This is a genomic window from Pseudoalteromonas sp. APC 3691 (genome assembly GCF_030408135.1).
In the GTDB taxonomy this organism is placed as follows: Bacteria; Pseudomonadota; Gammaproteobacteria; order Enterobacterales; family Alteromonadaceae; genus Pseudoalteromonas.
The window spans coordinates 1-15305 of the sequence record NZ_JASDCB010000005.1 but is presented as its reverse complement, the minus strand read 5'-3'; the positions used below and the strand labels follow the sequence as shown (position 1 = coordinate 15305).

Annotated in this window: 12 protein-coding genes and 2 tRNA genes; 9 read left to right on the top strand and 5 right to left on the bottom strand. The window is 39.6% G+C overall.

Going from position 1 to position 15305, the window contains the following annotated elements; all coding sequences use genetic code 11:
• Positions 1 to 68 precede the first annotated feature (68 nt).
• From hrpA to QL998_RS02680, 3 genes are all read left to right on the top strand, one after another.
• On the top strand, positions 69 to 3956 hold the full coding sequence (gene hrpA / locus QL998_RS02690) for an ATP-dependent RNA helicase HrpA (protein ID WP_290192104.1): 3888 nt from the start codon (positions 69 to 71) through the stop codon (positions 3954 to 3956).
• Between the two features lie 75 nt (positions 3957 to 4031).
• A complete protein-coding gene (locus QL998_RS02685) occupies positions 4032 to 4412 on the top strand; it encodes a response regulator (protein ID WP_024597850.1) in 381 nt (126 codons plus the stop codon).
• Between the two features lie 9 nt (positions 4413 to 4421).
• A complete protein-coding gene (locus tag QL998_RS02680) occupies positions 4422 to 4718 on the top strand; it encodes a PilZ domain-containing protein (protein ID WP_007581065.1) in 297 nt (98 codons plus the stop codon).
• 30 nt (positions 4719 to 4748) lie between these two features.
• Here QL998_RS02680 and QL998_RS02675 read toward each other — a convergent pair whose 3' ends face one another.
• Positions 4749 to 5939, bottom strand: coding sequence for a class I SAM-dependent methyltransferase (locus QL998_RS02675; protein WP_290192103.1), 1191 nt, complete (start codon positions 5937 to 5939; stop codon positions 4749 to 4751).
• Positions 5940 to 6079: 140 nt separating this feature from the next.
• Here QL998_RS02675 and QL998_RS02670 point away from each other — a divergent pair, with 140 nt between their 5' ends.
• On the top strand, positions 6080 to 6736 hold the full coding sequence (locus QL998_RS02670; protein ID WP_039487345.1) for an HD domain-containing protein: 657 nt from the start codon (positions 6080 to 6082) through the stop codon (positions 6734 to 6736).
• A 1-nt stretch (position 6737) separates the two neighbouring features.
• On the top strand, positions 6738 to 7178 hold the full coding sequence (locus QL998_RS02665) for a VOC family protein (protein ID WP_182672825.1): 441 nt from the start codon (positions 6738 to 6740) through the stop codon (positions 7176 to 7178).
• Here the strand turns inward: QL998_RS02665 and QL998_RS02660 are convergent.
• Together QL998_RS02660 and QL998_RS02655 are read right to left on the bottom strand one after the other, a co-directional pair.
• Positions 7175 to 8167: a two-component system response regulator gene (locus QL998_RS02660; RefSeq protein ID WP_002961438.1), complete on the bottom strand. Its 993-nt coding sequence runs from the start codon at positions 8165 to 8167 to the stop codon at positions 7175 to 7177. The genes QL998_RS02665 and QL998_RS02660 overlap by 4 nt on opposite strands.
• Positions 8168 to 8170: 3 nt before the next feature.
• Positions 8171 to 11503, bottom strand: a complete 3333-nt coding sequence (locus QL998_RS02655) for an MHYT domain-containing protein (RefSeq protein WP_165742752.1) — start codon at positions 11501 to 11503, stop codon at positions 8171 to 8173.
• A 316-nt stretch (positions 11504 to 11819) separates the two neighbouring features.
• Between QL998_RS02655 and QL998_RS02650 the strand changes: the two genes are divergently transcribed.
• Positions 11820 to 12518 (top strand): SprT family zinc-dependent metalloprotease, encoded by a 699-nt coding sequence (locus QL998_RS02650; RefSeq protein ID WP_290192102.1) that lies wholly within the window; start codon positions 11820 to 11822, stop codon positions 12516 to 12518.
• A 95-nt stretch (positions 12519 to 12613) separates the two neighbouring features.
• On the opposite strand, the gene QL998_RS02645 is transcribed toward QL998_RS02650, so the two are convergent.
• Together QL998_RS02645 and QL998_RS02640 are read right to left on the bottom strand one after the other, a co-directional pair.
• Positions 12614 to 12698 (bottom strand) — tRNA-Tyr (locus tag QL998_RS02645).
• 49 nt (positions 12699 to 12747) lie between these two features.
• Positions 12748 to 12832 (bottom strand) — tRNA-Tyr (locus QL998_RS02640).
• A gap of 112 nt (positions 12833 to 12944) precedes the next feature.
• Between QL998_RS02640 and QL998_RS02635 the strand changes: the two genes are divergently transcribed.
• The 3 genes from QL998_RS02635 to QL998_RS02625 all read left to right on the top strand — a co-directional run.
• The gene (locus tag QL998_RS02635) at positions 12945 to 13472 is read left to right on the top strand and encodes a VC2046/SO_2500 family protein (protein ID WP_182196896.1); all 528 of its coding nucleotides are present in this window, start codon (positions 12945 to 12947) and stop codon (positions 13470 to 13472) included.
• Positions 13473 to 13651: 179 nt separating this feature from the next.
• Positions 13652 to 13954: a DUF6172 family protein gene (locus QL998_RS02630; protein ID WP_002961433.1), complete on the top strand. Its 303-nt coding sequence runs from the start codon at positions 13652 to 13654 to the stop codon at positions 13952 to 13954.
• Positions 13955 to 14748: 794 nt separating this feature from the next.
• On the top strand, positions 14749 to 15305 hold a 557-nt coding region (locus QL998_RS02625), incomplete at its 3' end, for a reverse transcriptase domain-containing protein (RefSeq protein WP_290192101.1).

Here is a 15305-nt window from a genome sequence, read left to right as displayed (position 1 = left end):
TAGGATTAACCCCAGCCGTTTAATTTGATACAATTACGGCTCTTTAACTAATTTTATAAGGTATGCGGGTGGTAAACCTAGGTCAGTTGTTTGGCGAGCTAAAAACGTGCTTAAAAAAAGATCAATTCATTTTCAAAAAACGCTTACATGGCGTAAAAAAAATAACGGATGAAAACAAGCATGCCAACGCGCTTGAAAAAATAGCGGCTGATATAACCCGTAGCCAAGAATTACGCGATAAACGCTTAGCTGGCCTCCCTAAAGTGACTTACCCTGAGCAATTGCCGGTAAGTCAAAAAAAGGAATTAATTAAAGACGCCATTGCAAATAACCAAGTGGTTATTATTGCCGGTGAGACGGGCTCAGGTAAAACAACGCAAATACCTAAAATGTGTTTAGAGCTTGGTCGCGGTGTTGATGGTTTAATTGGTCATACGCAACCACGTCGATTAGCAGCGCGTACTGTGGCTAATCGTATTGCTGAAGAAATGAAGTGTGAACTTGGCCAGCAAGTTGGCTTTAAAATTCGTTTTAGCGATCAGGTATCTAATAATACGTATATTAAATTAATGACTGACGGTATTTTGCTGGCTGAAATTCAGCAAGACCGTTTTTTAAATCAATACGACACGATTATTATTGATGAAGCGCATGAGCGTAGTTTAAATATTGATTTTATTTTAGGTTACTTAAAAAACCTGCTTCCAAAACGCCCTGATTTAAAAATAATAATTACCTCAGCGACTATTGATCCTGAGCGCTTTTCAAAGCACTTTGATGATGCGCCCATTATAGAAGTATCGGGTCGTACTTTCCCTGTTGATGTGCGCTACAACCCTATTACTGATATTAATAAAGATGATATGGAAGCGGAGGGCGATCAGCTACAAGGTATTTTTGATGCCGTTGATGAGCTGTGCGCTGAAGGCCCTGGCGATATTCTCATATTTTTAAATGGTGAGCGTGAAATACGCGATACCGCAGATGCACTTAGCAAGCGTAATTTAAAACACACCGATGTATTGCCACTTTACTCGCGTTTATCTAACGCAGAGCAAAACCGTATATTTGCGCCGCATTCTCGTCGTCATATTATTTTATCGACTAACGTAGCCGAAACGTCACTCACCGTGCCGGGTATTCGTTATGTAATAGACCCAGGTACTGCGCGTATAAGTCGCTACAGCTATCGTACAAAAGTACAGCGCTTACCAATAGAGCCTATATCGCAAGCAAGTGCTAATCAGCGTATGGGTCGTTGTGGACGTGTTGAAGCGGGTATTTGTATTAGGTTGTACTCTGAGGATGATTTTTTATCGCGCCCAGAGTTTACCGACCCTGAAATACTACGTACTAATCTTGCATCTGTTATTTTACAAATGTTGGCGCTAGGGCTTGGTGATATGGCGCAATTTCCGTTTGTACAAGCGCCAGATAGCCGCAATATTAATGATGGCCTAACATTGCTTGAAGAGCTACAAGCGGTAAAACCAGCTAAACGCGATAGTAAAACCAGCCTAACTCAATCGGGCAGGGAGCTTAGTCGATTACCCGTTGACCCACGTTTAGCAAAAATGGTGCTAACAGCCCATAAACTTGGCGTATTGCGTGAAGTGATTATTATTGTGGCGGCGTTGTCTATTCAAGACCCACGTGAACGTCCACAAGAAAAACGTGCTGCTGCCAATGAAAAACATGGTCGTTTTGATGATCCAGATTCTGATTTTATCGCTTTTTTAAACTTATGGAATTACCTAGAAGAGCAGCAAAGCGAGCTGACTAATAGCCAATTTAGAAAGTTGTGTCAAAAAGATTTCTTAGCCTATATGCGCCTGCGTGAATGGCAAGATATTGTTTATCAAATAAGTACTGTGTGTAACGAAATGGGCATGAAAGCAACCAGCCAAGCGGCTGATGGCGAACTTGTTCACAAAGCGTTGTTAAGCGGGATGCTAAGCCATATTGGCTTTAAAGATGAAAAACAAATATACAAAGGCGCACGTAATAGTCAGTTTCATATTTTTCCGGGTTCAGGTTTATTTAAAAAGAGCCCTAAATGGATCATGTCAGCGGAGTTGGTAGAGACCAGTAAGTTATATGCCCGCACAAATGCAAAGATAGACATTAACTGGGTAGAACCATTAGCACAGCACTTAGTAAAACGTAGTTACACTGAACCACATTGGGAGAAAAAACTAGGTGCGGTAATCGCGTTTGAACAGCAAACTTTATACGGCTTACTTGTTGTAAATAAACGCCGCTGTGTTTATAGCAACATAGACCCAAAAGTGAGTCGAGAGCTTTTTGTGCGCACTGCATTAGTTGAGCAAGAACTGGGCTTAAACGAGGGCTTTTTAGCGTTTAACCGTGAGCTAATAGAAGATATTCAAGTTCTGGAAAATAAGTCACGTCGTCGTGATATTTTAGTTGATGAGCAAACGTTATTTGAGTTTTACGATAAAAAAATACCCAAAGAAATTAATAACCGCGCTGCATTTTTAAAATGGTATAAAACACAAAAACAACAAAATAAGCATTACCTACACATGACTCGTGAAGAGCTAATGCAGCATGGTGCAAGTAATATCACTGAGTTTGACTACCCTGACACATGGCAGCAAGACAATATTATATTGCCGCTTGCTTATCATTTCGATCCAGGCCAAGCAGTTGATGGCGTTGCGGTACAAATACCGGTCGCGCTGTTGAATCAAGTGCAAGAAAGTGGTTTTGACTGGCACATACCAGCATTTAGGCATGAGCTAATAAGTGGGCTTATAAAGTCATTGCCTAAATCGCTTCGTCGTAATTTTGTGCCAGCACCAAACTATGCTGATGCAGTGCTGGCAGCTATTGAGCCAATGCAAGGGAGCTTAATTGATGCATTAACGACGCGTTTATTGAGAATGACAGGTGTGAGGGTTGATCCCGAGGCATGGGATTTAAGTGCATTAGCACCGCATTTACGATTACAGTTTGAAGTACGTGATGAACACGATAAGTTACTTGCACGAGGACTTGATTTAGCCAAGCTCAAAGCAGAGCTGCAAGGTGAAGTAACCGAAACACTGTCTAAAGTAGCCGATAAAGGCATTGAAAAGTCAGACCTAACACAATGGGATTTTGGTGAGTTACCCGCTTCATACGTTAAAAAGCAAGGTCAATATGAGATAAAAGCATACCCTGCGCTGGTGGATAAAAAATCAGCCGCTGCAGTGGAGCTTTTTGATAGCGAAGCAAAAGCGCAGCAAGCACATCAACAAGGTTTGCGCCGTTTAGTACTATTAAATGTGCCATCGCCAATTAAGTACTTACAACAAAACTTACCGAATAAGGCAAAGCTGGGTTTGTACTTTAACCCATTTGGTAAAATAGCTGATTTAATTGATGACTGTATTGCCGCAGGTGTTGATAGCTTATTAGTAAAACACGGTGATATACGCGACGAAAAAGCATTTGAAACAGTAAAAGAGCAAATACGCGGTGAGCTGGGCGATGCCGTTGTATCGATTGCAACGCAAGTTGAGCAAGTATTAAGTATTGCTCATGCCCTGCATAAAAAAATGAAAAGGCGCGTTGATTTAACCATGATAACTGCGCACGGCGATATTAAGTCACAGCTTGAGTCACTTATATTTAAAGGTTTTGTGAGCGCGCATGGCGCAGATAAAATAGCGGATTTAATTCGTTATTTAAAAGCGATTCAAAAACGTTTAGAAAAGCTGCCTGTGGATCCAAATCGTGATAGGTTATGCGTACTAGAGCTAGATAAAGTTGCGCAAGAGTATAAAAAAGTAGTTAATAAAACGCCTAAAGGGTTACCTATACCACAAGAGGTAACCGCTATTTTCTGGATGCAACAGGAGCTTAGAGTGTCGCTATTTGCTCAAACACTAGGAACGCCTTACCCAATTTCAGCCAAGCGGGTACTTAATGCGATAAAAGAGATAGAATAAAACTTGCATTTTCTATTAAGCTTAGTACCTTAATAGAAGGATTTATTTTTGTTTTGAAAAGGAAGCGACATAGTTATGTCCTCATCGATTGAACATAAAACAAAGCGACTTTTAGTGGTAGATGACGAGTATTTTAATTTTGAAATGCTCAAAGCCGCACTAGCGTCGAAATTTGATGTTAGTTACGCAGATTCAGGGCAAAGCTGCCTTGCGTCAGCAATTGCGAGTCCGCCAGATATAATTTTGCTTGATGTTTGTATGCCTGGTCTTGATGGTTATGATACATGCCGAATGCTAAAGCACACACCTGAAACAAAAAATATTCCTGTTGTTATGGTATCGGGCCTAGAGTCCCCATCTGAAAAACAAGCAGGGTTTGATGCTGGTTGTAACGCGTATGTTGTAAAGCCATTTTCAGTGGGTGCTTTGTTGGAAGAAATTAACACGGTTGTTTAGAGGTAACATATGTTTACTGATGATAAGCGAAATTTTAGACGCATGCAGATTAACACTCCTGCAAATTTAACAACGATAGAACCAATAGCGGGTTTAAGTTTTGCCGCAGAGTGCGTGGATTTAAGTGCAACAGGTTTATCAATTCATTTAGATGAATTGCTTGAACCTAATACCTTACTGACGGTGAACATTGATTCGACTCATCCAAGTATTGCGCCTTTAAATGCAACAGCAAAAGTAATACGTGCCAGCAAAGAAGATGATGGCACGGTAACAGCAGGTCTTGAAATCATTCAGTTTAACTAAATCGAATTCAGTTAAACTCAATAGTAGATATTAAAAAACCTTACAGATTAAGCCTTTTAAGTAAAAGCCTTCAGGGTAGCTGCCAGCAATTGGGTGATCAGCTGCCTGGTTTAATCGCTCCATTATAAGTAGGTCTTTACCTGCATCAAGAGCTGCATCGGCGACTACTTTTTGAAACAAGTTTTGTTCCATTAAACCAGAACATGAGAATGTTAGTAGTGTTCCGCCTGGTTTTAGTATTTGCATGGCTATCATGTTGATATCTTTATAACCACGGCACGCACCTGTTAGCTGCGCTTTATTATCAGCAAACTTTGGTGGGTCCATTACGATGGTATCAAACTGTTTGCCTTCGTCGCGGTATTGGCGTAGTAACTTAAATACATCCTGCTTAACAAAGCTCACTTTATCTAAATCTAAGTTATTATGCTCAACATTACGTTTTGCAGTATCAAGCGCTGGCTGAGATACGTCTACGTTAGTTACATGCTCACATCCACCACGCAAAGCGTACAACGAAAATGTACCTGTATAACTAAAACAGTTAAGTACCGTTTTACCCTTTGAAAAACGCTCAAGTGCGGCACGGCTATCGCGTTGGTCTAAATAAAAGCCCGTTTTATGTCCGTCGATTATATCGACTTCAATTTTAAAACCGTTTTCATTAATAAGTACTGGCTGTGTTGGTTCATTACCCCAAAGAGCGCCTTTTATTGGCTCTAAGCCTTCTTTAGTACGTACTTCTACATCTGAACGTTCGTATATGCTAGAACCCGGGAAAATAGACATCAACGCGCCAACAATCTCGCCTTTATGACGCTCGGCACCCGCACTTAGTAGCTGACACACTAATACGTTATCAAACTTATCGATTGTAACGCCTGGTAAGTAATCAGACTCAGCAGCACATAAGCGAAACCCTGTTAATCCGCCTTCTTCAATAACTTGGCTACGGGCTTCTAATGAGCGACGTAAACGGCGTTCAAAAAAGTGTTGATCGATGACTTCTTTTTCGTCAAAGCTCCAAACACGTGCACGAATTTGTGAGTGAGGGCTATACGCAGCAGTTGCTAAAAACTTACCTTCGCTGTCGTGAATCGTTACTGTGTCGCCTAATCCAGGTTTACCTTTAATTTTTTTGATGGCTTTTGAAAATAACCAAGGGTGTTTTCTTTTTAATGATTTATCGCGACCAGCTTGTAGGTAAACGGCAGATGACATAAGGCTTCTCAGTAGTAATAAATAAGCGCTGTATTTTAGTCAAGCAAGGAGCAACATACAATGAATGTTTTGCAAGGGGGGCATAAAGCACGGTAAAGTACGGATAATTCATTGATTAATTAGCTTTTTGGAACCTAACTTTGTCTGACGTCGCTTTAAGCCCTGATTTAGAAATACTTAACTCACAATGTAGAGGGTTTATCGCCTCTTTAGTGCATGCTGATGTTGCTCATGACATTACTCATATAGAGCGAGTGGTGCGTGTTGCAATACAGTTATGTAATGCGGAGCAGGCAAACATGTCAGTAGTATTACCTGCAGCGTGGATGCACGACTGTGTGGCGGTGGCTAAAAACCACCCTGATCGTGCAAAAGCCTCTACTATGGCAGCTGATAAGGCATTGGAGTTTTTAAAATCGATTAATTATGACGAGTCACTTTTTGATGAGATTCATCATGCAATTGCAGCGCATAGCTTCAGCGCAAATATAAAAATTAAAACAGTTGAAGCGCAAATAGTACAAGATGCCGACAGAATGGATGCGTTGGGCGCTATTGGCGTTAGCCGATGCATGAAAGTTGGTGGCTCAATTTCTCGGTTATTATATAACCCAAATGACCCTTTTTGTGTTGAACGCGAGGCTGATGATAAAACATACACGCTTGATCATTTTTTCATAAAGTTATTACATATTGCCGATAGTATGAATACCCCATCAGCTAAAGCAGAGGCGAATAGACGAACAAGGTATATGCATGAGTTTTTAGAGCAATTAAAGTCAGAAATTGGTGAGTAATGTGAATAATACAAGCATACCGAAATTATCTGGCATTGATCATTGCCATTTAAATGTTGATAACTTAGCTAATGCCGTTAAGTGGTATGAACGGGTTTTAGGTTTTAGCGTAGTGCCAGAGCTTGCCTTTTGGGATGAGGATGGGCGAGGCCCTTTAACGCTTGAAGATGCTTGTTCAACCACTCGTTTAGCATTGTTTGAAGGAGAGGGGCGCAGTAAAGGGATTGCATTTTTGGCCTCAGGGGATCAATTTATTCAATGGCGTATTCATCTTGAGAGTTTAAATATAAAAGTAGTTTTAGCAGATCATGGTGTAACGTTTTCTATGTACTTTAAAGATGAAAGTGGCAATAGCCATGAAATTACGTCACATGACTATCGTTATATAAAATCTTGTTACCCAAATGTTGAGCTTGGCTCTCACAGTGCTAAAAAGAATTAGCTTTCTTGATTTGCATTTTTTATAGCAATAATATCGTCTAAGTTTTTTACTAATAGCTCGATTAGAGCGGGATCGAAATGAGTTCCTGCTTGCTCTTGCATGTGCAAAACTGTTTTCTCTACGCTCCAAGCCTCTTTGTAAGGGCGTTTTGAGGTAAGTGCATCAAATACGTCAGCTATAGCAACAATTCTACCTTCAACTGATATTTCTTCGCCTTTGATCCCGTTAGGATAGCCTGAGCCATCCCATTTTTCGTGGTGTTCAATTGCAAGTGTATGCGCAAGTTGTAGTAAAGGAGATGATGAGTTTGCTAAAATTTGCGCGCCAATGGTGGCGTGTTCTTTCATATGATCAAACTCTTCAGAGGTTAACTTTCCAGGTTTGAGTAGGATAGCGTCAGGGATACCTATTTTTCCTACATCGTGCATTGGGGCAGCTTGACGTAAAAGTTCTGCTCGTTGTTCATCCATACCTAGTGCTAACGCTAATACTTTACTGTATTGGCTCATGCGCACTATATGTTCACCCGTGTCGGTGTCTTTATATTCCGCTGCACGGCCTAGACGTTCTACTAAATCTACATGAGCTTGCTTTAATTGCTCTGCTTGTACTAGCGACAAGTGAGTATTAACCCTTGCTCTTACAATGGCAGGGCTTATTGGTTTAGTAATATAATCTACTGCGCCTAACTCAAAACCTTTGTATTCATCGCTTTCATCGCCAAGCGCAGTCACAAAAATAATTGGGATGTGTGATGTTTTAGGATTTCTCTTAACTATTTGGCACACTTCAAAGCCATTCATATCTGGCATCATTATGTCGAGCAAAATTAGCTTAGGTAGCTCTTTTTCAAGTAGTGCTAGTGCGGCATCACCCGATTTAGCAAACGACATACGATATTGATTACCTAACACTTCGCGCATTACTTTTAGATTTGCAGGCTCATCGTCAACAATTAATACCCGTGGCCTATCTGTCGTAAAATCCATTAATTAATACTCATTGTTTGTTAGTTTTTCAATTAAGGTTTCTAGTATTACGTGTGCTTTATCAAAATCAAATTCATCAAAGGCTTCGGCTATATCATCAACTTCATTTTGAAAAGTAGAAGGTGCGCCGCGTTGCAACTTTGCGAGTAGTTCATCATTTAATTCTGCGTTTTGCGCATCTTGATGAAGTGTTTCACACAATTGCTTAATCTCATCTATTGATAGAGTGTCTGAGCTATTATCTTCAGGCTTGCTATTTGGCTCATCGCAAGTATTTGATGACAGCAGTTGCGTTATAATAAGTAGTTCGTTTTTGATATCGTCTAAAAGACTAATAACTTTAGCATCACTTTGCTTGTGCTCTAAATCGGTTAATAACTTCATTAACGTTGTTAGCCCTAAGTTACCAGCAACACCTTTGAGTGTGTGAATGAGGCTATCGACATCTTTTATGTTTGATAGTTTATCATTAAATAATCTCTCAAACCGCTTATCACTATCACTAACAAACTTAGTAATCTCTGTAAGTTGCTTACACTTAGAACCCCAAAGTGCTAATCCTTTTTCAAAATCTATATGCTGCGCTTTAGGATCGCTTTGCGATATAACCATTTCTTTTGCAATACCAAGCCCCAGCACTTGCGCTATTTCTTGGTTAAGCTGATTTATATCGACGGGTTTATTGGCAAAGCCATTCATGCCTGCTTTTTTAGCCGTAAGCTTATCTTGCTGTAATACGCTTGCTGTGAGCGCGATAATTGGCGTGTACTTAAGCTGCCTTTGGTTTTCTATTGCTCTTATTTTTTGTGCTGCTTGTATGCCATCACACAATGGCATATGTATATCCATTAATATGACATCAAAGTATTGCTCTTCAAATACTTTAATCGCTTCAAGTCCGTTTGACGCTTTGGTAACTGAATGCTGATCGCGTGACAGAAGCAAAGACAGTAGTTCTGTATTTTGCTCTATATCATCAACTACTAGCACTCTAAGTGCAGGCAGTTGGGTGTGTAGACCATCAAAATAATCTATTTTAGATTCGTCACCTAAAGTAAGCGGCAATGAAAAGTAAAAACAGGTGCCTTTACCTAGCTCACTTACTAAGTTTATTGTTCCGCCCATAAGCTCTACAAGTTGTTTACTTATGGTTGTACCAAGGCCTGTACCACCAAAGCGGCGAGTAGTAGTGCCATCGGCTTGTTCAAAAGGTTGAAATACAGCTTGAATACGATCTTTTGCAATACCAATTCCGGTATCTTGCACTTCAAAAAACAGATGCTGATTTTGTGTCATGCCAACGGTGACCGTAACAGAGCCTTCTTCGGTGAACTTAATCGCGTTACCAATTAGATTAGTGAGTACTTGTCTGAGTCGATCTGGGTCGCCGTAGTACGTAGAACTTACTGATTCTTTAATATGGAGTTTAAGTTCTAAATCTTTCTTTTTAGCTTCTAGCCAAAAAGTAGAAATAATACTGTCTATCACTGGTTTTAAGCTAAAGTGGACTGGCTCAATGGTGAGCTTACCGCGTTCTAGTTTTGCAGAATCAAGAATTTCATTTAACAATCTTAGCAATGAACGCGCTGCATTATTTACGGTAACCAAGTGCTTTTGTTGTTCTTGATCAAGTGGGGTGTCCATTAATAGATCGCTAAAACCTATTATAGAATTCATTGGGGTGCGTATTTCATGGCTCATATTAGCCATAAAAGATTGCTTTGCATGAGCAGCTTCTTCAGCTTTAAATTTAGCTTGCTCAAGTTTTTCTTCATATTCTTTGCGTTCAGTAATATCGACTAAAACACCATCAATCCACTTTGGGTTGCCTTGAGCATCAAAGTCGATACTCCCTTTATCTAACAACCACAAAATTTTGCCATTTCTGTGTCTAATTCGGTATTCAATAGAATATTGAGACTTTGCATCAACAGCTTTAGTGACTTCATCAACTATTTGTTTTTGATCTGATTTCAAGACCAAGTCATTAAACTCGATACAATGCTCTGTAAACTCATTTGGGTTATACCCTGTAAGCTCAATTATATTTGGACTAATAAATAACATAGTCCAGTTGTCATCAAACTTGCATCTAAACGCGACTCCGGGCATGTTATCGATAAGAGAGCGGTATTTTTGTTCTTTCTCTTCTAAACTTTGCTGCAAAGCGCGTTGTTCGGTCAAGTCGGTGATAAAGCCAACATATAAAGGGTTATGGCCCGGCTGATTTACTTCGCCTATACCTAAGCGAATAGGAAAAACATGTCCGTTCATGTGTTTTGCATATACATCACGGTTTATGCCTATTATTTTACCTAGATCAACATTGTGAGCATTTAAGAGGTATTCGTCGTGGTGCTTGGCAATGTTATCGTCCATTAGCATTTTTACGTTTTTGCCTTGAACTTGGTTTTCTTGCCAGCCAAAAATTTTACTTGCGGCTTCATTAAAACTTAAAATAATACCAGCATGATCAATGGTAACAATGCCATCTATAGCGGTACCTAAAATAGCATTTAGACGGGATTCTTTTGCCGACTTCTCCTCAAGTAGCATGCGATAGCGAACCATACCATTTATTACACCAACCACGCTTGTAATCGCGATAGTTGCTGTGGCGACTGCAATGGCGATAAAAGTTAGTCCTGCGGTTGCATTAGCATCATCATAGATTAGTGGCGATGTAGCTACAAAACGTGTAGCGGCCATACCCATATAGTGCATACCAGCAACAGCACACCCTAAAATAACAGCGCTAATTGAGTTATTTTGAAGAGGTGATAAAGAGGGTAAAAAACGCTCAAGATTAAAGCGACTGTAAAGGGCTATAAAGGAGAGGGCTATAGCAACAATGATTGATAACGAAAATATCAATGGATCATATCTAAGTAAAGGAGCAAGATCCATTGCAGCCATGCCGCTATAATGCATAGTGCCAATGCCAGCTCCTAGTAACACGGAGCAAATCGACAATACTTTTAGATTCCCTTTACTATTTACTAGCATTGATACAGCGTACTGACATGCTATAAATGCTGGTATAAAAGAAAGGAGAGTGATTGTTGGATCATAATCAATATTAGTACACAGTGAAAAGGCAAGCATACCAATAAAGTGCATACTCCAAATACCAGCCGAAAAAACAGTAGCAGCGGTCACATTTGCTAAACGTTGGTAGCTAGGAAATTGAGTTTCTTTTGCGAGCTCTATAAGCCGAATGGTGAAAAAGGCTGCAAAAATAGCAATTAGCAATGACATTGAAACTAATAGAGGATCGTAAACGCCATTAATGATTAAGCTAGGATCTTGGTCTGTGATAAAAAAAGCTGATAACATAATGGCTCAAAATATAATCTTTATTTATCAAGTTTAATCTAATTAATTAATAAATAAACTGTTAATTCAATGAAGTGATTAAAATAACGAATTTATTACTTTTAGTTTTCTTTTATTTATCAGGCATTAGTTTTTTAGTTGGTGTTTTTTATTCTAATGTATTGCCTGTCACAGGACTAAGTTAGATTTATATGGTCATATTTAAGTTTCTATCGAGTAACCTTAATAAAACTAATGAATTGGCTTAACTAAGCGAAAATTACACTTTATTTGGTTTTATTAATTGCTGGTGAATTTTCTCGTAGCAATATCATTAATGAGTATGAAAGTGTTTGAATATCAGTTAAAGAAAAGTATAAAACGTAAAACGGTTGCCATTAAAGTACATAACAAGAAGGTGACTGTATATGCCCCTCAGTTTGTTAGTAATAAACACATTCAAGAATGGCTTTTTGATAAGCAGGTGTGGGTAAATGCTCAATTAACTAAACAGCACAATATTGCTGATAGCAGACAAAGCCCGCTCAAAGACAAACAAATTTTAATCTTTGATAGCATTGAAAACATAGAGTTTAAGCAAGGTACTAAGTCCGAAGTAATAAACAGTAACGACAGCTTGCTTATTACGCACTCTTCGCGCGTTAAAAATACTTCGCAAAAATATCAGCAACTTCTTGAAGAATATTTAAAAGAGCAACTAACTGCATATATAGAAATGCGTTTAGCGTACTTCTGCGCACAAATGGGTGAAGAATTACCTACGAGTCTAAAAGTAGCTATTTATAAGCGAAAGTGGGGAAGTTGTAATAGTAAGCGAGAGCTAACATTTAATTTGCACTTAATCGGAGCGCCTTATCATGCTATTGATTATGTGATTGTCCACGAGTTAGCGCATTTACGTCACTTAAACCACAGCAAAGCTTTTTGGCAACACGTTAAGCATTTTTTTCCTAATTATAAAGCATCATCAACATGGCTAAAGAAAAACAGTATGAGTTTACAATGGGTGTTTTGAAGTTAACCTGAATATAGGAATATAGGAATATAGGAATATAGGAATATAGGAATATAGGAATATAGGAATATAGGAATATAGGAATAGTAGAGAAGTGGTGGAGGGAGCTGGATTCGAACCAGCGAAGGCTGAGCCGTCAGATTTACAGTCTGATCCCTTTGGCCGCTCGGGAACCCCTCCACACTAATTTTATTGCATTTGGCCCCACTTAACTTAGCGGTAAGAAAAGTGGTGGAGGGAGCTGGATTCGAACCAGCGAAGGCTGAGCCGTCAGATTTACAGTCTGATCCCTTTGGCCGCTCGGGAACCCCTCCAATGCAACGGCGCTGATAATAGCAAATTGCGTATTTAAGTAAAGAAAAAAGCTAAAGAAAATTGAAATAAAGCCGATAAATATCTATCAGTTACCACAATCGACTAAAGACTATGCAAATAGATGATTTGTTAATCACAGAGAGTCAGTTAAACAGTAGGCTCAATAATAGTGTGCATGAAAATCGCCGTGGCGAATTTTCTCTATTATTAGCGATGCTGTCACATGACGCACTCGACTTTAGCCAATTTCATTTACCAAAAACTGAAATAGATAATTTAGTTATAGAAGAAGAGGCATTAAGAAAGCAATTTGGCGCAGGTACAAAGCAACTTTTAGCCCCTGATGAATACAATATGTTGGTTGGACAGTTTAATGCCTCATTAATATCTCAAGAAGGGGAGCGCTGTGGTATGACAAGTATTAAGTTAAGGCAATGCTTAAGCCCTGAACCACTTGCGATTAGAAATGATGATAAGCATATTCCACTTAATATAATAGATAACTGTGAGCTTGCTGTCAGAAGAAGAATTAAAAGCGAACAAACACAATTAGCGAATCCCCCTATAAATGCAGTTGCTTTTTACGACAGCCTAAATAGTGATGCAATACATCAACCACTTCAGCTTATTGCGGTGTGATATATGATTGTAATAATCATCAGTTAATATATGCTTTATAACGGGTCTGCTTTATATATTTGCTAATAATTGATTTAATGAAAAAAAAGCATCCAAAAATTAAATGCAATTGCTATAATGGCGTCAAATGGTATGACATGAAATGCCATTATCATTAAACCAAGGTAATTAGGAACGTAATGAAGAAAACATTCACGCTAAATCACGAGAAAATCAAATACCCTCGTATGGTTGATGCTGCAAAGCACGAAGTGAAAAAATATTTGAAAAGAGAGCGTAATAAAACGCTACCTGAAGATGCTGACTATTGGGCATTTGACTGTAAGTTTGGTAACACAGCTGAAGATGCGCAAGTTGTGCACGTTGCTGAATTAAGTAACCAAATTGGCGAAATTGAAAAGCAAGGTTTGACCTCTTTCTATGTAGAGATTTTAGCTCGACCTGCTCAACGTCAGCAATTAGATTTAGATGATGACGAATAATACTTAACTAATAAAGTATTCAAAGTTATAAAATGAGCCCAAGTGGCTCATTTTTTGTTTGCCCAGCGAAGCTGGCAAACCCGATAGGCTGAAAGATGCCTTATCACCCTGACTAAGGGGAAGATAATCTGAATGGCAAGGGCGTCACTGGCCAACGGTGGGGTCTGAAGGAAGCCATAAGAAGTTAGAGGTACACAACTAACCGTAACCTGTTTCGGCAGTATTGGTGGGTCAGCGTGCAAAATAGCGCAACGCCCTATACTTAGTCAGACCAATACTGTGCTTGAGGGTGGGATTTCTAACAGGGAGCCAGTGCAGTAACTGGGGAAGCCTGGCATCTAAACTTAATGAGAGTAAGTGGCCTAAATACAAGGTGAAAGCCAAGATTTAGTGTCGGTGTGAGGTGGCAGATGAACCCGTAGTAGTGAGTAAGGCTAGGCCGATGAAAGCCAGTAATGGTGTGGAGGGGAAAACCAAGCCGACCATCAACATTATGTTTGATGGGGTCAATTTTAGCCAAAAGCTTTAATTGATTGCGAAGGGGGGAAGTATTCTTTAAGCGTATGAAAGACGAAGACTTTTGTTTATTGGCTCACAAGTATTTCGACGGAAATAGCCAAGACATGACGGCCAAGCAGGAATGTAGACGCTGAGAATTGAAGGGCGAGCAATGGAGTAATGGCTGACCACTTAGGCAGATTGCCAAAAAAAAGGCTAGCACACCTAATGTCATCATGAAGATTCAGCGATAAGTAGAATGACACGAGCAGACATACCGCAAGCAAAGGCAGAAAATGACAGTTTACTACAGCTTGTACGGACAATTATTAGACATTAATAACCTGTACAAGGGATTCAAAAAAGTGAAAGCAGCTAAAGGAGCGGCCGGAATAGATAGGCAGTCCGTAGGCGCATTTGCCCTGAATTTAGAAGCAAACTTAAAACAACTGCAAGGTGAGCTGCAAACCAAGCAATATAGGGCACAACCTGTCAAACGGGTGGAAATACCCAAAGATGATGGCGGTGTCAGAATGCTAGGTATCCCCGCAGTTCGAGACCGAATAGTGCAACAAACACTATTGAACATACTCCAACCGATATTCGACATCGACTTTCACCCATCGAGTTATGGGTACAGGCCGAAACGAAGCTGTCATGACGCTATCAGTAAAGCGAGTGTATTTATCCGTAAATACCATCGCGACTGGGTCGTAGACATGGATTTGTCGAAGTGTTTTGACCTGCTTGATCATGCTTTGATAATTAGCAGTGTTAGACGCAAAGTGACGGACAGTAGTATTTTAAAGCTGATTAATCAGTTCTTAAAAAGCGGGGTAATGATAGGCGAACA